This window comes from Kocuria subflava (genome assembly GCF_012163155.1).
Classification (GTDB): domain Bacteria; phylum Actinomycetota; class Actinomycetes; order Actinomycetales; family Micrococcaceae; genus Kocuria; species Kocuria subflava.
The window spans coordinates 44,431-65,145 of record NZ_JAAVUN010000012.1; the positions used below are offsets into that span (position 1 = coordinate 44,431).

15 protein-coding genes are annotated in these 20,715 nt (G+C 64.1%); 7 read left to right on the forward strand and 8 right to left on the reverse strand.

What is annotated here, in order from left to right:
* Positions 1 to 32 precede the first annotated feature (32 nt).
* From GTW58_RS07485 to GTW58_RS07495, 3 genes are all read right to left on the reverse strand, one after another.
* Positions 33 to 2,894: a hypothetical protein gene (locus tag GTW58_RS07485; protein WP_119932788.1), complete on the reverse strand. Its 2,862-nt coding sequence runs from the start codon at positions 2,892 to 2,894 to the stop codon at positions 33 to 35.
* Positions 2,895 to 2,920: 26 nt separating this feature from the next.
* A complete protein-coding gene (gene wecB / locus GTW58_RS07490; protein ID WP_119932789.1) occupies positions 2,921 to 4,078 on the reverse strand; it encodes a non-hydrolyzing UDP-N-acetylglucosamine 2-epimerase in 1,158 nt (385 codons plus the stop codon).
* 134 nt (positions 4,079 to 4,212) lie between these two features.
* The gene (locus GTW58_RS07495) at positions 4,213 to 4,872 is read right to left on the reverse strand and encodes a response regulator (RefSeq protein WP_119932790.1); all 660 of its coding nucleotides are present in this window, start codon (positions 4,870 to 4,872) and stop codon (positions 4,213 to 4,215) included.
* 134 nt (positions 4,873 to 5,006) lie between these two features.
* Between GTW58_RS07495 and GTW58_RS07500 the strand changes: the two genes are divergently transcribed.
* The 3 genes from GTW58_RS07500 (at position 5,007) to GTW58_RS07510 (ending at position 7,396) form a co-directional block, all read left to right on the forward strand.
* Positions 5,007 to 5,219 (forward strand): hypothetical protein, encoded by a 213-nt coding sequence (locus GTW58_RS07500; protein WP_119932791.1) that lies wholly within the window; start codon positions 5,007 to 5,009, stop codon positions 5,217 to 5,219.
* A 1-nt stretch (position 5,220) separates the two neighbouring features.
* Entirely contained in the window at positions 5,221 to 6,540 is a 1,320-nt protein-coding gene (locus GTW58_RS07505) for a sensor histidine kinase (protein ID WP_157980475.1), read from the forward strand.
* Positions 6,541 to 6,727: 187 nt separating this feature from the next.
* On the forward strand, positions 6,728 to 7,396 hold the full coding sequence (locus GTW58_RS07510) for a hypothetical protein (protein ID WP_119932793.1): 669 nt from the start codon (positions 6,728 to 6,730) through the stop codon (positions 7,394 to 7,396).
* A gap of 49 nt (positions 7,397 to 7,445) precedes the next feature.
* Here the strand turns inward: GTW58_RS07510 and GTW58_RS07515 are convergent, their stop codons facing one another.
* The 4 genes from GTW58_RS07515 to pepN form a co-directional block, all read right to left on the reverse strand.
* Positions 7,446 to 8,243, reverse strand: a complete 798-nt coding sequence (locus GTW58_RS07515) for a hypothetical protein (RefSeq protein WP_047692491.1) — start codon at positions 8,241 to 8,243, stop codon at positions 7,446 to 7,448.
* Between the two features lie 143 nt (positions 8,244 to 8,386).
* Positions 8,387 to 10,081: an ABC1 kinase family protein gene (locus GTW58_RS07520; RefSeq protein ID WP_119932794.1), complete on the reverse strand. Its 1,695-nt coding sequence runs from the start codon at positions 10,079 to 10,081 to the stop codon at positions 8,387 to 8,389.
* Complete coding sequence (locus GTW58_RS07525; RefSeq protein ID WP_119932795.1) at positions 10,078 to 11,349, reverse strand: HIRAN domain-containing protein; 1,272 nt, start codon at positions 11,347 to 11,349, stop codon at positions 10,078 to 10,080. Before GTW58_RS07525 ends, GTW58_RS07520 begins: the two co-directional genes overlap by 4 nt.
* A 179-nt stretch (positions 11,350 to 11,528) precedes the next feature.
* Positions 11,529 to 14,159: an aminopeptidase N gene (gene pepN / locus GTW58_RS07530; RefSeq protein ID WP_119932796.1), complete on the reverse strand. Its 2,631-nt coding sequence runs from the start codon at positions 14,157 to 14,159 to the stop codon at positions 11,529 to 11,531.
* Positions 14,160 to 14,344: 185 nt separating this feature from the next.
* Here pepN and GTW58_RS07535 point away from each other — a divergent pair, with 185 nt between their 5' ends.
* From GTW58_RS07535 to GTW58_RS07545, 3 genes are read left to right on the forward strand one after another with little or no spacing between them, the layout of a single operon-like run.
* Complete coding sequence (locus GTW58_RS07535) at positions 14,345 to 15,934, forward strand: circularly permuted type 2 ATP-grasp protein (protein WP_119932797.1); 1,590 nt, start codon at positions 14,345 to 14,347, stop codon at positions 15,932 to 15,934.
* Positions 15,935 to 15,937: 3 nt separating this feature from the next.
* Positions 15,938 to 16,885 carry an alpha-E domain-containing protein gene (locus GTW58_RS07540; RefSeq protein ID WP_047692658.1) on the forward strand — a complete coding sequence of 316 codons (948 nt, stop codon included), beginning with the start codon at positions 15,938 to 15,940 and terminating at the stop codon, positions 16,883 to 16,885.
* On the forward strand, positions 16,882 to 17,736 hold the full coding sequence (locus tag GTW58_RS07545) for a transglutaminase family protein (RefSeq protein ID WP_047692659.1): 855 nt from the start codon (positions 16,882 to 16,884) through the stop codon (positions 17,734 to 17,736). The genes GTW58_RS07540 and GTW58_RS07545 overlap by 4 nt, the downstream gene beginning before the upstream one ends.
* A 115-nt stretch (positions 17,737 to 17,851) precedes the next feature.
* Here GTW58_RS07545 and glgC read toward each other — a convergent pair whose 3' ends face one another.
* Complete coding sequence (gene glgC / locus GTW58_RS07550; protein ID WP_232818017.1) at positions 17,852 to 19,102, reverse strand: glucose-1-phosphate adenylyltransferase; 1,251 nt, start codon at positions 19,100 to 19,102, stop codon at positions 17,852 to 17,854.
* 207 nt (positions 19,103 to 19,309) lie between these two features.
* Here glgC and glgA point away from each other — a divergent pair, with 207 nt between their 5' ends.
* Entirely contained in the window at positions 19,310 to 20,512 is a 1,203-nt protein-coding gene (gene glgA, locus GTW58_RS07555; protein ID WP_119932799.1) for a glycogen synthase, read from the forward strand.
* Positions 20,513 to 20,715: the final 203 nt, after the last annotated feature.

Genomic DNA, 20,715 nt, shown 5'->3' on the forward strand with positions numbered 1-20,715 from the left:
CAGGATGCTCTACGGGGTGGGCCTTCAAACGGTCAGGATTCCAGAATGGCAGAGACCGCACGCTGACGGTCCAAAGGCGCGTGGACGGCGCGTTCGTCGTGGTAGTCGTGCACCCTGAGATTGGTGGTCAGTTCCGGATGCTGGTGCTGAAAGCCACGCAGTCGGGGGAGTTCAACATTGGCCTCGTAGGGGGTGGCCGTGTTGGCCCAGTAGTCCACTCGAGCCGGATGGTGCGCCGTGCGCCAGGCCTCCAGGACATTGCACCGTCCGGGATGACGACGCCGGAAGTCCTGGACCGTGACCCCGCTCAGTCGCTGCTCCAGCAGCGCCGCGGTGGCGGTGGTGGACCAGGTGGTCCAGTCGATCTGCGGATTGCTGACCACCGCGCGGGAGCCCGGATCCAGCAGGGCTGCGTTCCAAGCCCAGAAACCCCCGGACGATGATCCGAAGTGGGTCCGGTGCCGTGCATCGGGTACCCCCAGGATGGCGGTGACCCCACGAATGGCTTTGACCGCGTCCGGAACAGCAGAGCGCTGCGGATGCAACTGCCCCCAAGACGTCTTCAGAGCCGCATGCCCCACGGATGCCGGATCCGCCACGTGGACTTGATGCCGGTCGATCTCCGGCCACCACGCTGCGCGTTGGAACGCAGGGGCCCCGTGAGTCTTGGTGACATCAACCGGCCCGTCGTAGAAGCTGACCGCTCGTTCTCCCGTGCGCCGGACCACCAGCATGGGCAGAAGATCCGCACCGATCTCCACATCCAGGCGAACGGGACGGTCCACCGGAAAATCCTCGCGCGTCAAAACCGCCAGATCGCCCAGGTCCAGATGAAGCTCGTGTGCTCCGCGGCGGTGGAACCCGCCGGGTGCGTTGGTCGTGACCCGGATACCGCCAAGCGCCGGACCTGGGGCGAACTGGGCATCATGCAGCCAGATTCGGCTTGCCCGTTGCCAGGACTCACGGTCGTGGTCACGGCCAGGGACCCCGACGACTGCCACAACATCGTGCGGTTGCAACCCGGCCACGGTCACGTGAACTGGTTCCCGGCAGATCCCTCCGTCCCAGGACGAATGCATGTCCTGGTTGACCCACACCTGGTAGCGCCAGTTGCCTCCGCCTTGATCGTGTCCATAGCGGCTGTGCACGGTGAACTTCAGGGTTCCGGCGGTGGTGACGGGTGAGAACGAGCGTTTGACCAGCGTGCCCGTCTTGAAGTGTTCGGCCGGGATCACGGCCAGTTCGTCCTGAATCGGGCAACGGGCCACCGTACGGCCGTCGTGCAGGATCTCCAGTCCATCGCTGAGTGCCGGTGGCGGGTCTGTGGCGGGGCCTGCGGCAGGGACTGCAGAGGCTCCGGCGGAATCGACACCCGCAGCGCCGACGGCGGGGGCGGACTCCAACCGTTGGTCCCGATGGAGTTCATACAGATTTCGTTCGTCATTGACGCCCACGAAGTTCAGGATCGGGAAGACGTGGTTGATCAATTCGGCGAAGAAGAACGACGCCTTGCGCTGTTCGATCGGGAAAGACAGCGTCATTTCCAACAGAGATCGAACGTTCATGGCGGCCATGGTCTCGAACGCCAAATCGGTTTCATTGCAGATCTCCGCCGACCAGCGTCCCAGCCGGATCTCCCAGTAGAAGAGGTCGCGGCGGTGTGTGTCGTAGAGCTCGTCGTCGTAACCCCACGTGCGGTACCCGGCCTCGAATTCGCGAACTCGATCGCGTTGGCTCATGTGAGGGGCGTCTTTGGCGGTGCGCCGCAACCAGTACGCCTGCATATCCTGCCGTGTGCCGGATGATCCCAGATCCGTCCACGAACTCTTTCCCACCGCGCTGGCATTGCCCCGAATGTGAATCACGTTGGGGCTCGGGAAACTCTTCAAGTAGTGGGGCAGGAGCCACTTGAAGTGATTGCCCACGGTGTTGCGTTCCAGCAGAGCCTGCTGGTGTGGCGGGAGTTGCACGTGGCGCTCTTCGATGTAGTAGGTGGTGTGACCAGCGTTGGGCACGTGCTCCAGCAGCTTTGCCACCACCGCTTCGTCCCGGGCAATCATCCCCTTGCGCAGGTCCGCATCCGGCCGGGAGGAGCTGTAGGTGAACATGTGGATGCGATCCAGATGCGCCCGGCTCAGGGCCATACTGGTCCTGCTGTCCCAGCCACCGGTCAGGGACAGGATGAGCTGGGAATCGGTCTTCACCAGATCCCCCATCATCCGCTCCCAGCGCCGAGCGAAGAGCTCCACCCGTTCTTGGACGGAAAGATCCGTGTAGGTGTTGGGTTTACGCGGATAGAACCGCTGAATCTCCCAGGTGCCCAATTCCACGGAGTGGTTGGGCAGCATGGCCTCGATGCCCACCCGCGGTGTCCTGCCCCACGCGGTCATGAACCCCGCCCGGCCCTCGGCCAGGCTCCGTTCACGGTGCGGAACAAGTTCCTGAATCAAGTTGAGGTGGCTTGCGACCAACTCGGCCGATTCTGAGAAATACACCGTGCGCATGCCCGTGGCGTCCTGGTACAGCCACACGCGGTCGCCATCACCGCGCAACACCAGGTGACGGCCCCCGTAGGCATCAAGCACATCCAGGAAACCATCTAGGGCGCCCGCGGCGGATCGGTCCCAGCCCGTCATGAGACGGTCGGCCGCAGGGATGTCCGCGTCGTCGTCGCCCGCGTAGAGGAACAACCCGAATGCCAGCACCCACCGTCGGCCATCGGAACTGACGGATCGGGACGGCAAAATCAGGGGGTCGTGGGTGAAAACCCAGCCGCTGTCACCGAGGTCAACGCTGGCCCACTCGGCAATGTCCACCCGATCGCGGTCCTCGCCGGTTACGCCGTGTCTGCGGCTCAGCAGGAAACCGCGGGGAAAGGGATGCTCGGCAGCCATGGGGGAGTCCTGGGTTACGCTGCGGGTCAGGCCTCGACACCCGGATCGAAATCCGCGATTCGTTCACCGATACCGAACATCTGCTCGATCGCAGCAACCGTGCGTGCCGCGGCATGACCGTCACCGTAGGGATTCACGGCGTTGGCCATGGCCTGGTAAATCGCGTGGTTGTGCAGCAGCGTGTTGACCTCCTCCACGATTCGCTCCTCTTCGGTACCGATCAACTTCACGGTGCCGGCGGTCACGGCCTCCGGGCGTTCGGTGTTCTCGCGCATCACCAGGACCGGCTTGCCCAACGACGGCGCCTCCTCCTGCACACCGCCGGAGTCAGTGAGCACGACGTCGGCCACGGCCAACATGCGGGTGAACTCGCCGTAGGCCATGGGTTCAGTGACATGCACGTTGGGCTTGGATTCAATGGCCGGCAACACGGCTTCGCGCACCACGGGGTTGCGGTGGGCCGGCAGAACGATGGTCAGATCAGGCTCGGCATCAGCAATTCGAGCCAGTGCGCGGCCCACACCCCGCATGGCTTCGCCCTGGTTCTCCCGGCGGTGCGTGGTGACCAACAGGGTTTTGCCGGAGCGCTGCGCGATCTCCTCCACCTGTGGGTCTGAGAAGGGCAGAGCCTTGGCCACGGTGTGGTGCAGGGCGTCAATCACGGTGTTGCCGGTGACCACAATGTGCTCGCCGTCAATGGATTCGGCCAGCAGGTTGCGCTTGGAGATGTCCGTGGGCGCCAGGTGGAGGCTGGTGATCTGAGAGGTCAGCTTCCGGTTGGCTTCCTCCGGGAACGGGGAGAACAGATTGAAGGAACGCAGGCCGGCTTCCGCGTGAATCACCGGAATACCGCGGTAGAAGGCCGCGATGGCACCGGCAGTGGAGGTTGTGGTGTCGCCCTGGACAATCACGGCATCCGGCGCGGACTCCTCAAAAATGGCATCCAGACCTTCCACCGTGCGGGTCAGGACACCGTTGAGTGTCTGACGCGGCTGAATGATGTTCAGGTCATGATCCGGTGTGATGTCAAAGATCTGATTGACCTGATCCAGCATTTCCCGGTGCTGCCCGGTGACGGTGACCACACATTCGAATTGCGGGGACTCTTGGAGCGCTTTGACGATCGGCGCCATCTTGATGGCCTCCGGGCGCGTCCCGTAGATCGGCATGATGGTCAGGGTCATCGCGTTTTCTCCCCGCTGCTGGAGTCAGCTGTTTGGTGGACTTGCGGAACGACAGCAAGCATACGGGAGACAACCCGCCGGTAACCGGAGTTTCACCACCGCCATCTGGTGAATCACATACCGGCGCCGGTCGGTTACAGCTCCACCATGCCCGCCTTGTGGGCCGCAATCACCAGTTGCAGGCGGTCCCGTACGCCAAATTTGCTGACCAGGTGGGTCACGTGCAACTTGACCGATTTCTCTGAGATCCCCATGCCATCGGCCACCTCTTTGTTGCTGCAACCGGTGGCCAGATACTTCAGCACCTCGGATTCGCGGCTGGTCAGGGTCACAGCCGGCGGCAGTCCATTGCGTTTGTCCCCGTCCCTCAAGTGACCCACAACAGCATCCAGCGCGGTGGGGGAGAGCTGCGTTCTTCCCGTCAGGGCACGGCGCACCGTGCTCAGAATCCGCTCAGGGGGATCGGATTTCAACACGTACCCCAGGGCGCCGGCGCGCAACGCTGGGACGACGGCGTCCGCCGTGGTGAACGTGGTGATCATGACCACCTTGGTGGCGGGCAGGGCCCGCAACAGTTCAGCAGTGGCCTCAACACCGTCCACGCGCGGCATCTGGATGTCCATCAGCACAATGTCCGGGCGCAGGTTCACCGCCACCTGCACGGCAGAGCGGCCATCAGCTGCCGTTCCCACCACTTCCATGTCCCCGGCACTGCCCACGTACACGGACAGTGTTTCCCGCACCACGGACTCGTCGTCGGCGATCAGGACTCGGTATTTTGCAGGGGTGGTCATGACTGCGGTTGCACTCCTAGATGCGTTTTTGCGGAATCAGAATATCCTGGGACGCGTGGATGTGTGCTGACCAGCAACAACGGCACCGTGGCAATCCGCGTGACCAACACCTCCCAAACCCATCAGGAGTACCCATGGCTTTGTTCACCCGTTCCCGGAAGGCCGCTGCTGCAGCGGCCGTTGCCGGTTCCATGCTGCTCAGTGGCGGCATGGCCTCAGCAGCTCTGCTCCCGGGCCTGGCGGCAGCGCCGTCGTCGTCCAACTCAGTGGCGGCCGGCCCGGTCAAGGCCGAGCCCGCCGTTTTTGTGAGCCTGCTCTGCCAGTACTACGGACGTTGCTCCAGGTAACGTGCGTCCTCTGACTTCTACAGCGGGTCCGTGGACCGCAATCTCCGGCCGGTGGCCGGAACTGCGGATCACGGACCCGCTTCCACTGCCCATGTTCCTGCGGATCATCGTGGGAATCCTGGTGGCAGGCGTGGCTGCCTTTGACGTGATTCGTCTGCTGACCACGGCCCATCCGGGCACCCAGGGAACGGACTCCACGCTGGTGGAGGTCCTGGCACTTGCCGGCGCTTCCTACCTGCCGCTGCTGGGCACGCTGGTGGGTCCACGGTTTGGTGCCGTCACCCTGGCCTTTGCCTACGCTGCGGCCCTGCTGACCGAATCCGTGTTTGTCATGTTTGTCCCCGGGGTCATGTGCACCCTGATCCTTGTCATGTGGTTGCGCTGGAGCGTGGGCATGACCGTGGTGGGCGCCCAGGTCCTTGCGGCCGTGAGCTTTGGCATCTTTGTCCGCGAACCCACCACCTGGTCAGAAGTCGTGGCCCTGATCCTGCTGATCTCCATGGCCGCAGCCCTGGGCGCCACCATCCGATTCTTCCGGTGCCGCAGCCTGCTCTCCGCCCGCAAAATTGCGCGCCTGGAGCATGAGGCCGGCCTGGTCCGTGCCGCCGAACGCCAAGACCTGGCACGGGAACTGCACGACCTTGTGGCCCATGACGTCACTGCCACCGCCCTGCGCGCCAATGCCGGATTGCTCTCCCAGGACCAAAGTTTCCAACGCACTGCCTTGAAAGACATTGCAGACAGCGCCAGCGGAACCATTGCTGACCTGCGCCGTCTGGTGAACATCCTGCGGGAGGAGCCGGTGGGTATTTCGGCCACCCGGACGCCGCTGTCTGAAACCGCCCACGAATCCACCACCTCCGGCAACCTTGCCCCTCCCACTCCCACCATGTCTGACGTGCTGCAACACAGCGTCCAGAGTCTGAAGGATTCGGGGTTCCGGGACATTCGCATCCAGGACGGCCCGGGATGGGAGTACCTGACCACCTCTGTGCGCAGCACGTGTCAGCGGGTGGTGCAGGAGGCCTGCACCAACATCATTCGCCACGGAGCCACGGATGGCCCGGTGTTCATTCGGGTGGAGATCCTTGCTCACGACGGCGCCCAGGGCCACGCGGAGGTGGAGGTCACCAACAAGTTGGCCCAGTCGCGGCGTCGGGAGAACACCACACCTGAAGCGGTGTTGAGCGCCGGGGGATTCGGGCTGCTGGGGCTGCGGGAACGGGTGTCCGTGTTCGGCGGCGAACTCAGCAGCGGCCCGCAGGCGGGACAGTGGATTGTTCGGGCGCGGCTGCCGCTGCAGGAGATCGATCTGCGCTGAACCGCGCCGTTGTTCTCTGTGCGGACTCGCCCGGGCGACATGCAACGACAAGATCTGAAATATATCTCAACCGCATATTACCTCGCGGTAAGGTCGGAACAGAGCCGCGCTCCGCGCGGTGATTCCTGATCCAGCAGCGTGCTGCGCTGCTGGCACACCGACCGTATCCGTTTGAGGTGATGGCGCCATGAAGCGTGACCCCGCTGCAGGACACGCCGCCCTTCAGTTCAAAGTCCAGGATTCCCGCGGCCAGAACCTCCTGCTGAACCGGGACATCCTGCGGCGGACCTACGGAGCCATCAAGGCCATCGGTCAGTACTTCTACCGCCACGCCAACGGTTCGCCGGACACCACCCCGGATGCCGAAGGGTTGCTGTCCATCTCCTTCACGGAGAGCCAGGACGGCTTGGTCACCTTCATTGCTGACCAGCGCCCCGCCCCGCCCGTGGTTCGACGACGACGCCTCAGTGATCTCTGGCGTCATGTGCCCACCAATGGTGAAGCCAACCGGGCCCAAACTGCCCTGCAGAACACCATGCTGCTCATCAAGGCTGCAGCTTTCTCCCTGGAGGTCGGCGGTACCACCACGCACGCAGCCGGTCACGGGAATCTGGTGGATCTTGTTTCCACCACGGACTCCCAGCGCCTGCGCCTACCGGTCCAGGTGGTTCATGGTTTGATGGATGCCGCCGTTCAGGCCCATCTGAGGGAGTTGTGGTCGGCGGTCAGTGAGGAGGGTGTGGGATCCATTGTGGTGGGCTCTGACCCGCACACACCTGAGTCCCGCAATGAATGTGTCATCCCGGCCACGGACGTGTTTGTGGAGTTCCAGGCAGGTGGCGACCTCCTCCGGTGAGCTACCCGGTTGACCCACCCCCGTGAGCACCCCACCATGCCCATGGTTCTCAGGCGCTGGGATCCAGCCCGGAGATGCCGGTGGGGAAGTCCTGACGGCGTTCATGACGAGTCAGCACAGAACTCAGCGGAGCATCCTGCGCCTGCACCTTGCCTGCCAAGGAGTGGTAAGTCTCATGGATGATCTTCCGGTGGAAGGTCTCTGACAGCGGAATCACCACCTCATCCCGTTGCTTGGATTCCAACGGGTCGCGGACAATCACCAGGGCCTTGACCTCCGGCAACAGCAGAACAGACATCATGCCGGTGAGTGCATCCACCAGGGCGGGGTTGTTCTCAAAAATGCCCATCATCACCAGCGGCACCCGATAAGTGCGGCGGTTGTCCAGCATCAAGGTGCCAAAGCCCTCCTGGTCACCGGCGGCACTGATCTTGATGTCCTCCGCCATGGTGATGGGTGGGACCAACTGCACGGTGGTGGACATCAGCTCCGCAACCCACCGCAACAGCACCCGGTACCGTTCGCGGCACGCCGCGGATTTGGGATTGACCATGCGAACCCAGGCCGGGCGCTGATCCACCACGCGCAGGTCCACCAGGTAGTGACCCGGCTGCTGTTGCGAATAGTGCAGCTGGAAATCTGGTAGCTCCTTGGGGTACCCGTGAGAGCGGGCCACGGAGTAGCTGACGTGGCGCAGCACCTGCAGCATTCCGCCGTAGGTGGCCTCCAGAACGTGGCCAGGGGGATCGAATCCGTCAGTTTCACTTTCCAGACGCACCTCACCCAGCACCTGAGCCAGGATGGAACCACCCGGCACCTGCTGGGGCCCCTTCTTGTCCGCGGCCACCTGTCACCTGCCCTCTCAACGGCACGACTGCCCACCACTGAGCATTTGTGGGGAGCATCCTGTATGAATCACCAAGATTGTACGTACCCTGGCGGACAGTTGCATTCTTATGACTGGACCCGCGTGGGGCGCCGTTGTCAGGATCAGCGGGAGGTGCTGCGGCGTCGTGCCCTGAGCCCGGAGACCAGTCGACGCGTGCGCGGAGCTGCCGTGGAAACGGCCAGGTAACCGGACAGTGCCCCCACCATGCCCGTACCACCCACCAGAATGGGCAGCCGCAGCTTGGAGAACCGCTCCGCATCTGATGCCACCACGTGGGACATCCCGTTGATGGTGGCGGCTATCACCGCTCCGGCAATCAGTTGGTGGCCGATCTTCTCCGTCTGGTTCAGCAGCGGTTGGAGTTCATCACCGCGCAGGTGAACGTCAAAGCCACCGTGTTCCAGGACGGCCAGCACCCGCCGCATGGCTTCCGGGGCTTCCGCGCCCATCTGCACGGCATCCTGAACCAGGTCCCGCACACGCCCCACCAGTGCCTCCGGGGAGAGGCGTTTGAGCACCAAACGCTGCGCGTAGGGCTGCATCACGGAGACCAGGTCAAAATCCGGATCCAGGCCGGTGCCAATGGCCTGTGCCGTCAGCACCATGCGCAGGAACAGCGCCGACTGGCGCGGCAGACGCAGCCGGTGGCGGCGCAATGTGGACACCAGATCACCCATCAGGGACCCGATCCGGACCTCAGACAGCGGCCGGTTGGCGTAACGCCGCCCCATGGCCTCAATGTCCCGCTCCAGCTTGGCACGGTCCAGGTCCTGACCGGAGGTGTCCGTCAGGGCCAACATGCCACTGGTGGCACGGCGGACGTTACCCTGGACCACCCCCATCATCAAGGTCACCAAGGAATCGCGGAACTCCTCAGACAGGGTCCCCACCATGCCAAAGTCGATCATGGCGATCGAGCCATCTGGTTGGACAAACAAGTTGCCCGGGTGCGGATCCGCGTGGAAGAACCCGTCCTCAAAGATCATCTTGCACAGGGCATCCGTGGCGGTGACGGCAAGTTCGTGACGGTCCAGGCCTGCGGCATCCAAGGCCTGGTTGTCACTGATCTTCATTCCACTCATGCGTGAAATCGTCAGGATCCGGGTGGTGGTGGCCTCCCAGAACACCTCCGGAATGATGATCGCGGGGTGAGCCGCAAAGTTCTCCCGCATGCGCTCCGTGTTGCGGGCCTCTGTCAGGTAGTCCATCTCATCCCGCATGGAGGAGGCGAACTCGTCCACCAGGCCAATCAGGTCCTGGTACTGCACACCCGGCCAGTACCGGGTCAGAAGCACCGCCAACTCCCGCAGGATCTCCAGGTCCCGGTTGACCTCATCCACAATGTCCGGTCGGCGGATCTTGACCACCACGTCCTGACCCCGCAGACGTGCCGCGTGGGCCTGGCCGATGGACCCTGTGGCCAGCGGAACGGGGTCAATGTGCTGGAGGATCTCCTCCGCACCCGTTTCCGGTTGCTCGCTCAGCATCTCCCGCACCACCTGCGGTGGAATGGGAGGGGATGAGTCCTGAAGGCGCGCCAATTCTTGTGCGTAGGCCTGGGGCAGAAGATCCGGGCGGGTGGAGGCCAGCTGGCCCAACTTCACAAATGTTGGACCCAACTCCTCCAAGGCCAGGCGTAGGTGCTCCGGTTGTGGCTGCACCTTGTCCGGATCAATCAGCCGGACTTTGCCAAGGTAGGAGCGCCACTCAGATTTGAGCCCGCCCAGGGCGAAACCAAAGCCGTGCTTGGAGAGCACTTCAAGGATCTGAAGGAGTCTTTCGCGCCGGGAGATCATCCGTTGGGGGTCATCGTCTCTGCCGAGGGTTGGTCATCTGTACCGCGTGCCGACTGTGCGGAACCGCTGGAACGCAGCGGACCGAACAGGGACCGCAAGTACAGTGCCATGCCTCCGGTGGCAGCGGCAACAATCACAGCAAGCGCACTGACCAACGGCTCGCGGCCCAGCATCAACAGAGCCACCAGCAGGAGCACAACGGTCACACCGGCAAGGACCATGGCCGTCACGCGGCTGCTCTGGGTCCAGGTGGCCGCCGCGTGGTTGCCGGCTGCGGCGTCGCTGCCCGCGGCTGTGGAGGCTGCGGTGGACGTTGAGGTGGAGCCAGAACCACGGAAGGAACGGAAACGGCCCGTCCCGTTGGAAGCAGGTGCGGCACCGGCGGCAGACATTCCCCTGCGCCATTTCTTGGCGTTCTTGCCGCGTTCAGCCTCCGTGGGCACGTAGGCGTTGGGGACCTCATAGGAGTCGGACTCAGGTACCAATTCCTCACCCAAGCGGGGGAGTTCCTGGTACCAGTCGGCCTCGATCGCTTCCGGCCGAGCGGCCTGGACCGTCAGGGAGACCTCAAAGGCTGAGCCCCGGATGGTGCCCCACACAGCCGTGAGCAGATCATGTTCAAAGGCATGGCGGATGACCGGAATGAACTGTTCGGACAGCTGCGTGGAGAGCCGGCCCACCACCTGGCGCTCATGTAGGACCTCCACAATGTCCACGTGCTCCCCGTGGGCCGTGCGTACCTGGTTGACCTCCAGGGTCAGGAACAGGCGGGCTTCCCCGGACTTGGGCAGGATCGAGTGCAGGTAGGCGGCGTGGTCTTGTTCATCCAGTACTTTGATGGACGGCCCCTGCGGCAACACCGTGGAACGCTGCGGGGGAGAGTTCACGGGAAACAGCAGATCCGGCGGGGAGAGCTGGATCCGGGCGGTGGCATCCACCTCATCCGTGCCGTCAGCATCCACCAAAGAGGCCTTGATGATCACCGGCGCGGTGGGGCTCAGACCGGAGGCCACCACGCGGGTCACCGCCGGCCAGTAGCGGGCGGCGTCGTCCTTGGCCAGGTGACCCACCTGATGCCGGCCCACCCGCACGGCAATGGTCTGGGAGTCAAAGGGGTTGTCCGGTTCAGGCACGAGTTCAGCGGTACCGGCGTAGGTTTCCACGGTGTTGTGGGACAGGGCACCGAACACGCGCAAGATCTCAGCGTCATAGAAGTTCTCCGTGACAATTTCCAGAGAACCGCGGTCGTTGAGTGCGTAGGTGGTCATGGTCTCCCTTTTGCCGGAGGGCCCTGGTGCCAGGGGGTGGGGAAGCGTGGCTTGCCGGTCAACCTAGTCACGCGAGCATCCGGGTCACCGGACGCGCAACAGTCTTTCACGAATCCATGCGTCTGGGGCGGATTGTTGCATGAGCCAAACATGACTACAGATGGTGATTCCGGCGGGGTTCACGGGGTTGAACGGGCTTGAATCCGCAGCCGGATCAACCGTTCATCGCGTTGTTCCGTCAGCACCCGGCGCAAGGCCGCCGGCGCCTGCGGGTGGGTGTCCAGCCACTGCTGAGTTTGGCTCAACAACGAATCTGATTCCGCAGAATCACCCGGCTCCAGGTCACAGGTGCTGGGATAGAGCCCGGCCACCACACGCGTGGCCATGCCCAGGGAGCGGGTCTCCCACTGCTGCATCAGCATGGCAAAGTAGGCGTCCCGGTACGGGGTGATCAGGTGGTCATCCGCCAACTGGAAACCTGCGGCTGTGGCGCTGAGCAAGTCATTGGACAGGTCCCCACCCAGCATCTGCTCCCAGGCAGCGTCCTTGGCCCATCGGGTGGGCCGGGCCGCTTGGGTCCTGGCATGCCCGATCTGACTCACCCGGGAACCATCACGTTCCAGCTCCTCCCGGACCCAGGAGTCCACGGCATGGTTGGAGGCCACCAGACCAGTCATCCACCGCCACCGCAAGGACGGCCCCAGAATCAACCCCTCCAGGGTTTGCCTGCCGGTGAGCAGATCCCGCAGCCACGCGGCAGGTCCCGGGTCCCTGTCCACCAGGCGCCCCAGGATCCGCGCCAGTGCCGTCTGCCGGTCCGAACCCGGCTGTGCTGCTTTCAGGTGATGGACCACCGCGTTGGTGAGCACCCGCCGTTGATCTTCACGACGCCGCACGGGAACGTAGTCCTCCACCGTCTCCACGGCGCGTTCCAGGATGGTTTCAAACACCACGGACTCGGTTTCTGCAAACACGTGACGGGTGACAGCCCCCAGGAAATCCGCGGGGTCCAGCTGGGCACGGCGCAGCATGGACCACAGGTGGGACCAGGCCACGGATCGCGCCATGGGATTCGGCAACGCACCCAGATCCTCCATCAGCCGCTGGGTGGTGGCGGTGTCCAGATTCACGTGGGAGAAGTCGAGGTCGTCGTCGTTGACCAGGACCAGGGGAGTCCCTGAGCCGGCTGCGGGCGGGAAGGGGACCACCACTGCGGTGCCTGGTGTGAGATCTGCCGGGAGGTCCACGGGAATTTGATGCGTACGTTCCAGGCCGTACGCATCCGAACCGGGCTGGTACAGACCAACGGCCAGGTGGTGAGCTCTCTGTGAAGTAGGGTCCGGCACGGTGCCCTGCGGGGTCAAGTGAAGCTCCGACCTGTGGACCTCAGCATCCATGACCGTGGTGCCCAGCGTGCCCAACCAGTCCCGGGCCCAAGCGGCCGTGTCCCTGGAGGATGCCTCCTCCAAAGCCGCCAAGAAATCCTGCAGGTCCGCCGAGCCCCACGCACGGCGGCGGAAGTAGACGCGGCACGCAGCCATGAATTCCTCCACACCAACGTAGGCCACCAACTGCTTCAGTGTGGCAGCCCCCTTGGCGTAGGTGATGCCGTCAAAATTCTGGCGGGCGGCCGCCACATCCGGGACGTCGGCCACAATCGGGTGCGTGGTGCTCAAACTGTCCTGTCGGTAGGCCCACCCCTTGCGCCGCACGGCAAACCCGGCCCAGGCATTCCTGAACTCCGTGGCCTCCGCGCTGGCGTAGGCGCCCATGAACTCCGCAAAGGACTCCTTGAGCCACAGGTCCTCCCACCAGCGGATGGTCACAAGATCGCCAAAGTACATGTGCGCCATTTCGTGCAGCACCGTGTTGGCCCGCCCCGCCCGTTGCTGGTGGGTGGGTCCGTCCGGGAACAGGTAGTCCTCCGTGAGGGTGACCATCCCGGGGTTCTCCATGGCACCCAGGTTGTACTCGGGCACAAAGGCCTGCTCATAGGAGTCGAACGGGAAGGGCAGGTCAAAGAGTTCGGTGAAGAAATCCAACCCCGTGCGGGTCAGGTCAAACAGTTCTTCTGCCGGGAGGTACTGCGCCATGGAGGCACGGCACCACAGGGTCAGGGGAAGCTGCTGGGGTCGGTGTGCGTACTTGCTGCTCCAGGTGCTGTCCACTCGGTGATACGGGCCAGCCAACACAGTGGTCAGATAGCTGGGGATGGAGGCGGTGGGGGCGAACTCGTGCCGGATCCCTGCCTGGGTTTCTCCGGTCACCGGCTGGCGCACCGGCTGGCCAACGGGCAGGGCGTTGGAGGACACGGACCACCCTTCCGGTGCCAGGACCGTCGACGTCCAGGCCGTGCGCAGATCCGGTTGGTCAAAACAGGGAACCACTCGCCGGGCGTCCGTGGGCTCGTACTGGGTGTAGAGGTAGGTCTGCCCATCCTCCGGATCCACGTAACGGTGCAAGCCTTCACCTGATCGGGAGTAGTACCCGGCACCTTCCACCACCACCCGGTTGGTGGCTTGCAGCCCGTGCAGTTCAATCCGGCCGTCACTGACAACCTCGCTCAACTCAGTGCGGCCCAAGGCCACCCCGTTGATCTCCACGGCGTGGACGTCCCCGATGAAGTCAAGGAACGTGCTGGTGGTGGGGGCGTCGTCGTTTAAGCTGAAGTCCCAGGTGACGTGGACGCCAAAGGTGCGCTGGTGCTGGTCACAGGCGCCTGTCAGGTCCAGTTCCACGTCCGCGGCGTTCAGCGTCAGGGCAGCAGTTCGGGCAGCAGCATCCACACGGGTCAGATCATGGTGAGACACACCACTATCCTATGGACACGGGAGGTCAGCAGCAGATTGTCTGTGGCGCTGCGTCACCTCCCTGCAACACGTCTGTGCCAGGATGCTCCGGGTCCAGGCCCGCACCACGTGATCTGCGCATGTGTGGATCGCACCCCGCACGGGGGTTGAGAGTTTCAAGGACTGAAGGGACGTGATCCACCACCATGACGGATCTGTTCGCCACCTATGCCCAGGACATGGCGGGCTCAGGCGCCTACGACGAAATGTTCACGCAGGCCCAAGACGTCCGCCCCGCCTTCAACCGGGTTGCGGATGTCCTGAGCTCACTGGATCTGGGGGATGTGACCTCCCGGGATGAATCCATGGCCCGATCCTTCCTGGACCGCGGCGTGACCTTTGACTTTGCCGGTGAGGAGCGCCCCTTCCCCCTGGACATTGTGCCCCGGGTGCTCACCATGCAGGAATGGGAGGTCATTGAGCGCGGCGTCAAGCAGCGCGTCAAGGCTTTGGAGCTGTTCTTGGATGACGTCTACGGGGATCAGCGGGTCATCACGGACGGCATTGTGCCGCGAGCGCTGATCACCTCCTCCGCCCACTTCCACCGCCCGGTCTGGGGTTTCAAGCCTGCCGGTGGGGTGCGGATTCATGTGGCCGGCATTGACGTGGTGCGTGACGACGACGGCGTGTTCCGCGTGCTGGAGGACAACGTCCGGGTGCCGTCCGGGGTGTCCTATGTGATCGAGAACCGGCGGGCCATGATGAAGGGCCTGCCGGAAGCTTTCATGTCCACGCCGATCATGGCGGTGGACTCTTATCCCCGGCACCTGCTGCACGCTTTGAAGGCCACCGCCCCTGAACCGGGGGAGGACGCCGTGGTGGTGGTGCTGACTCCGGGCGTGTTCAACTCCGCCTATTTTGAGCACACGCTGTTGGCAGGGCTGATGGGTGTGGAGCTGGTGGAAGGCCGGGACCTGGTGGTTCGCGGTGACCGTGTCTACATGCGCACCACGGAAGGTGAGCAGCGCGTGGACGTGATCTACAAGCGGATCGACGACGACTTCACCGACCCCCTCCAGTTCCTCCCCAAATCCGTGCTGGGCTGCCCCGGACTGGTCAACGCGGCCCGGGCCGGCAACGTGACCATTGCCAATGCGGTGGGCAACGGCGTGGCTGACGACAAACTGGTCTACTCCTACGTGCCGGATCTCATCCGTTACTACCTGGATGAGGAGCCGATCCTTCCCAATGTGGACACCTACCGCCTTGAGGAGGACGAGGCGCGCGAGTACGTGCTCTCCCACCTGGAGGAGCTGGTGGTCAAGCCGGTGGACGGCTCCGGCGGCAAGGGCATTGTGATCGGCCCACGCGCCACCCCGGAGGAGTTGGAAGAACTGCGGGCCAAGGTCCTGGCGGATCCCCGCGGGTGGATCGCCCAGCCGGTTCTGCAGCTCTCCACCGTTCCCACGTTCGACGGCGAAAGCTTCAGCCCGCGTCACGTGGACCTGCGCCCCTTCTGCGTGAACTCCGGTGAGGACATGTACGTGCTGCCCGGTGGCCTGACCCGTGTGGCCATGACCAAGGGCTCCTTGATTGTGAACTCCTCCCAGGGCGGCGGGTCCAAGGACACCTGGGTGATCGGCAACCGCTCCGCCCCGGTGGAGCCACAACCCGAGCAGGCGGAGACGGTGGCCTCCATGGCCACCTTCCCCGTGACCTCCCACTGGGCTGACGACGCCGAGCTCAACGACCAACAGCAGCAACAGCAGCAGACCCGTTCAGGAAAGGAGGCATGAGCCATGCTCAGCCGCATTGCCGAATCCCTGTTCTGGATCGGACGCTACATGGAGCGCGCCGATGGAGTCTCCCGCATCCTGGACGTCCACCTGGAGCGCATCACCCAGCTGCCTGAAGCTCAACAGTCCAGTGAGGTCCGGCGGATCATGGAGGTCATGGGCGCCCCCATCTCCAAGGACGAGCCGGATGTGGGGGACCTGATCCACGAACTGGCCTGGAACAAGGACTCCCTGACCTCCATTGCCGGTTCCGTCAACGCCGCCCGGGAAAATTCCCGGCGAGCGCGGGAGATCGTCTCCTCCAAGATGTGGGAGGCCGTGAACTCCACGTACTACGGGCTCAACCAGCACCGGCATGACGTGGTGGGGACCTTCCGCATGTGTCAGTGGGCGGCGGAACGGATCTCCATGATCCGTGGGCAGGCGGAGATGACCATGTCCCACGACCAGTCCTGGCAGTTCCTCACCTTGGGCGTGACCCTGGAACGCGCGGACATGACCGCCCGTTTGTTGTGGACCCGCACCTCCGGGCTGCCTGCTGCAGGTCTACCCACCAGTGAGACCTCCTGGGTGGACATCCTGCATTGCGCCGGCGCCTACGAGGCCTTCCTGCGCACCCGGCACGGGACCTTCAACGATGAATCCGCGGTGCGCTTCCTGCTGCTTGACCGCTTGTTCCCGCGTTCGGTGATCTTCTCCCTGACCCACGCCGAACGCATCCTGGAAGCACTCGACCCAGGCTCCCGACGCATGGGCTTCACCAACGACGCCCGCAGGATTGTGGGCCGTTCCCGTGCCGAACTGGAATACCTGGACACCGCCAGCGTGGTCCGGGAACTGCCCCAGCACCTCAACGCCGTTCAGGCCGCGGTGGCCCAGGCCGCCGAATCCGTGACGGAGAAGTACTTCACCCACGAACAGGAATCTTCCTGGTTTGGAGGCGTCCTGTGACCCGTCTGACCATCAACCACGTGACCCGCTACGTCTACGACACCAAGGTCAAGCGCTCCCACAACGAGGCCCGCATGACCCCGGTCTCCGATGACCAACAGCTGGTGCTCACCGCAGAACTGGCGGTCAAGCCCGGTACCGCGCACATCCACAACTACGTGGACTACTTTGGCACCCGCGTGGCCGACTTTGACGTCCCCGCACGGCACTCCGTCCTGGAAGTGCGTTCCTCTGCGGAGGTGGAGGTCCACCGGCGCTCCGTTGACCCGGATGCAGTCGGACTGAGCTGGGAACACCTGGGTTCCCCCCAACACCAGGACAGCTACGCCGAATACCTGGTGCCCACCCGGCTCACCACCCCCGGCGAGGCCCTGCGCGCAGTGGCCGCTGAGGTCCGTGAGGGCGCCGACTCACCGGCAGCAGCCGTCAAGGAGGTCTTCCGCCGCATCCGCGAGCAGGTCACCTACGAATCCGGAGTCACCGGGGTCCACACCGACGCCGACGCCGTCTGGGCCGATGGACGCGGTGTGTGTCAGGACCTGGCACACGTGTCCGTGGCCGTGCTGCGTCACTTGGGCATTCCCGCCCGCTACGTCTCCGGCTACCTGCACCCGGATGACTCCGCCGGCATTGGTGTGACCGTGGCGGGGGAGTCCCACGCCTGGGTGGAATGGTGGGACCGCGAATGGATTGCCTATGACCCCACCAACCACAAGTACCTGGATGATCTCCACGTCAAGGTGGGTCACGGTCGCGACTACAAGGACGTTCCGCCGCTCAAGGGCGTGGTCACCGGCGGTGGTGGCACCCAGGCGCTGGAGGTCACCGTGGAGGTGACCCGCACCGCGTGAGGTGAGCGGGCGGCGTCGTCTTCGCCTCCATCCGCCCACCCCCAAACATGCCGAGACCTCCGTTATGTCCCTAAATCCACGCTGGTCAAGGACATGACGGAGGTCTCGGTGCGTGTCAGGACTGGTCGAACTTGTAGTTCTTGGGAATCAGGGTGATCCCGGACTCCGTGACGTGCAGGCCGCGAGCACGGTCCTCCTCCGCGCTGACACCCACGCGGGTACCTGCCGGGATGACCACGTTCTTGTCCACGATGCAGCGCTCCACCACGGCGTCATCCTCCACATGCACATTGGGCAGCAGCACGGACTTGTCCACCCGCGCGTGGTTGCCGATCACCACGTTGGGGGAGAGCACGGACTCCTGGACCCGGCCACCGGCCACGATCACGCCGGGAGACAGAATGGTGTCCGTGGCAACGCCACCCTCCTGGTAGGGGCCGCGCACCAACTTGGCCGGCGGTGCGGTGACCTGATGGGTGTAGAGCGGCCAAGCCGTGTTGTAGAGGTTGAACACGGGCATGGGACGCAGCAGGTCCATGTGGGAGTCGTAGTACGAATCCAAGGTGCCCACGTCCCGCCAGTACTGACGGTCACGGTCGGTGGAACCGGGGACATCGTTGTTGGTGAAGTCGTACACCGCCGCCTCACCGCGGTCCGCAAAGTACGGCATGATGTCCCCGCCCATGTCATGGTCCGTGTCATCACGGGACTCATCCTGCTGCAGGGCTTCCACCAGGGCGTCCGTGTTGAAAACGTAGTTGCCCATGGAGGCCAGGAACTGGGTGGGGTCATCATCCAACGGACGTGTGGTGGCGGGCTTCTCCACAAACTGGGTGATCTTGGTGGGATCCTCCGGATCGGTCTCAATGACGCCGAAGGACGTGACCAAGTCCAAGGGCTGACGCACACCGGCCACGGTGGCCTTGGCACCGGATTCGATGTGAAAATCCACCATCTGGGAGAAGTCCATGCGGTACACGTGATCGGCACCCACCACCACCACGATGTCCGGCTTGGCATCGTCAATCAGGTTCATGGACTGGAAGATGGCGTTGGCCGAACCCAGGAACCAGTCCTTGCCGTGACGCTGCTGAGCCGGAACGGAAGCAATGTAGTTGCCCAACAACGTGGACAGCCGCCACGTCTCAGAGAGGTGACGGTCCAGGGAGTGCGACTTGTACTGCGTGAGCACCACAATCTGCAGGTACCCCGAGTTGACCAGGTTGGACAGGGCAAAGTCGATCAACCGGTAGGTTCCGCCAAACGGAACAGCCGGCTTGGCCCGGTCTTCGGTCAAGGGCATCAGGCGTTTGCCCTCACCACCAGCCAGAACAATTGCCAGCACCTTTTTGCGTGCCATGTGCACCTCTCAAGACGTCGTCGTCGTGATCCCGAACGGGGGTTCGGGACGCGGCCCCCCCCGCGGAGAGGACCGTGGTTCCGGGACAACTCAACCCTGAAAGGGGGTCCCGTGGGAAGTTGAGGACCTCAGATTGCGCAAAGCAACCGTAAGGTTGCGCATCAACCCGCTCCGATGTGGGCGTGCGGCCCCGGTGAATGTAGTCTCAGTCACGTGCGTATCGACATCGTGTCCAAGGAGTTCCCGCCCGCAATCTACGGTGGCGCCGGCGTTCACGTCGCTGAGCTGTCCCGGGTCCTGGCGCCGCTGGTTGAACTCAACGTCCGCTGCTTCGGGGAACCCCGCGAACCCAACTTCCACGGGGCCCAAGTGCAGGCCTACAAGGTCCCGGATGATCTTGCCGGGCAGAACGCCACCATTGAAACCCTGGGCACGGACCTGGCCATGGTCGGTGACATCGGGGGAGCAGACCTGGTCCACTCCCACACCTGGTACGCCAACATGGCCGGGCACCTGGCCTCCCTGATGCACGGGATTCCCCATGTGATCTCCGCCCACTCCCTGGAGCCGCTGCGGCCCTGGAAGGCAGAGCAGCTGGGCGGTGGGTACGCCATCTCCTCCTTTGTGGAAAAGACCGCCTACCTCAACGCCGCCGCGGTGATCGCCGTGTCCGACGGCATGCGCAAGGACATCCTGCGCTGCTACCCGGAAATCGATGCCAACAAGGTGCAGGTGGTGCACAACGGCATTGACGTCTCCCAGTGGAACCGGGACGAGGGCACGGACGTCCTGGAGAAGTTCGGGATCGACCCCGCCAAGCCGTCCGTGGTGTTCGTGGGCCGAGTGACCCGCCAGAAGGGTGTACCGTTCCTGCTGCGCGCCGCCTTGCAGCTGCCGCCCGAGGTGCAGCTGGTGCTGTGCGCTGGTGCAGCCGACACCCCCGAACTGGCCGCCGAGGTTAACGGCCTCATTGAGGAGTTGCGCGCCACCCGGGAAGGCGTGGTGCTGATTGAGCAGATGCTCCCGCGCCGTGAGGTCATTCAGATCCTGTCCCACGCCACGGCCTTCGCCTGCCCCTCCGTGTACGAGCCCCTGGGCATCGTCAACCTGGAAGCCATGGCCTGTGGCGCAGCCGTGGTGGCCACCGCCACCGGCGGCATCCCGGAGGTTGTGGTGGACGGGGAGACCGGGCGCCTGGTGGAGATCCAGCAGGTCGAGGACGGGTCCGGGACCCCGTTGGATCCGGAGAAGTTTGTCTCCGACTTTGCGGCCGCCCTGACCGAGGTGCTCTCCGATCCTGAGCGGGCTCGCGCCATGGGTGAGGCCGGCCGGACCCGGGCGGAGGAGCACTTCTCCTGGGAGGCCATTGCCGAGCGCACCCTGGAGGTCTACAGGTCAGTCCTGCCCACGGACTGACGTGCCTGGTGGGGGCCTGCCCACCGCCAGAGTTACCTTCACCGGGCGCACCCGGTGGTTGTTGAACCAGGTGTTCATCCTGGCGTTGGTGCTGGTCTTGGTGCTTGTTGGTGTGCCCCCGGGTGATGGTGGGTGAGGGCGGTGATTGTGCTACAGTCGTCGTCGTTGCTCGGCGGTCGAGTGGGTGCATGTGCCCCCAAAAC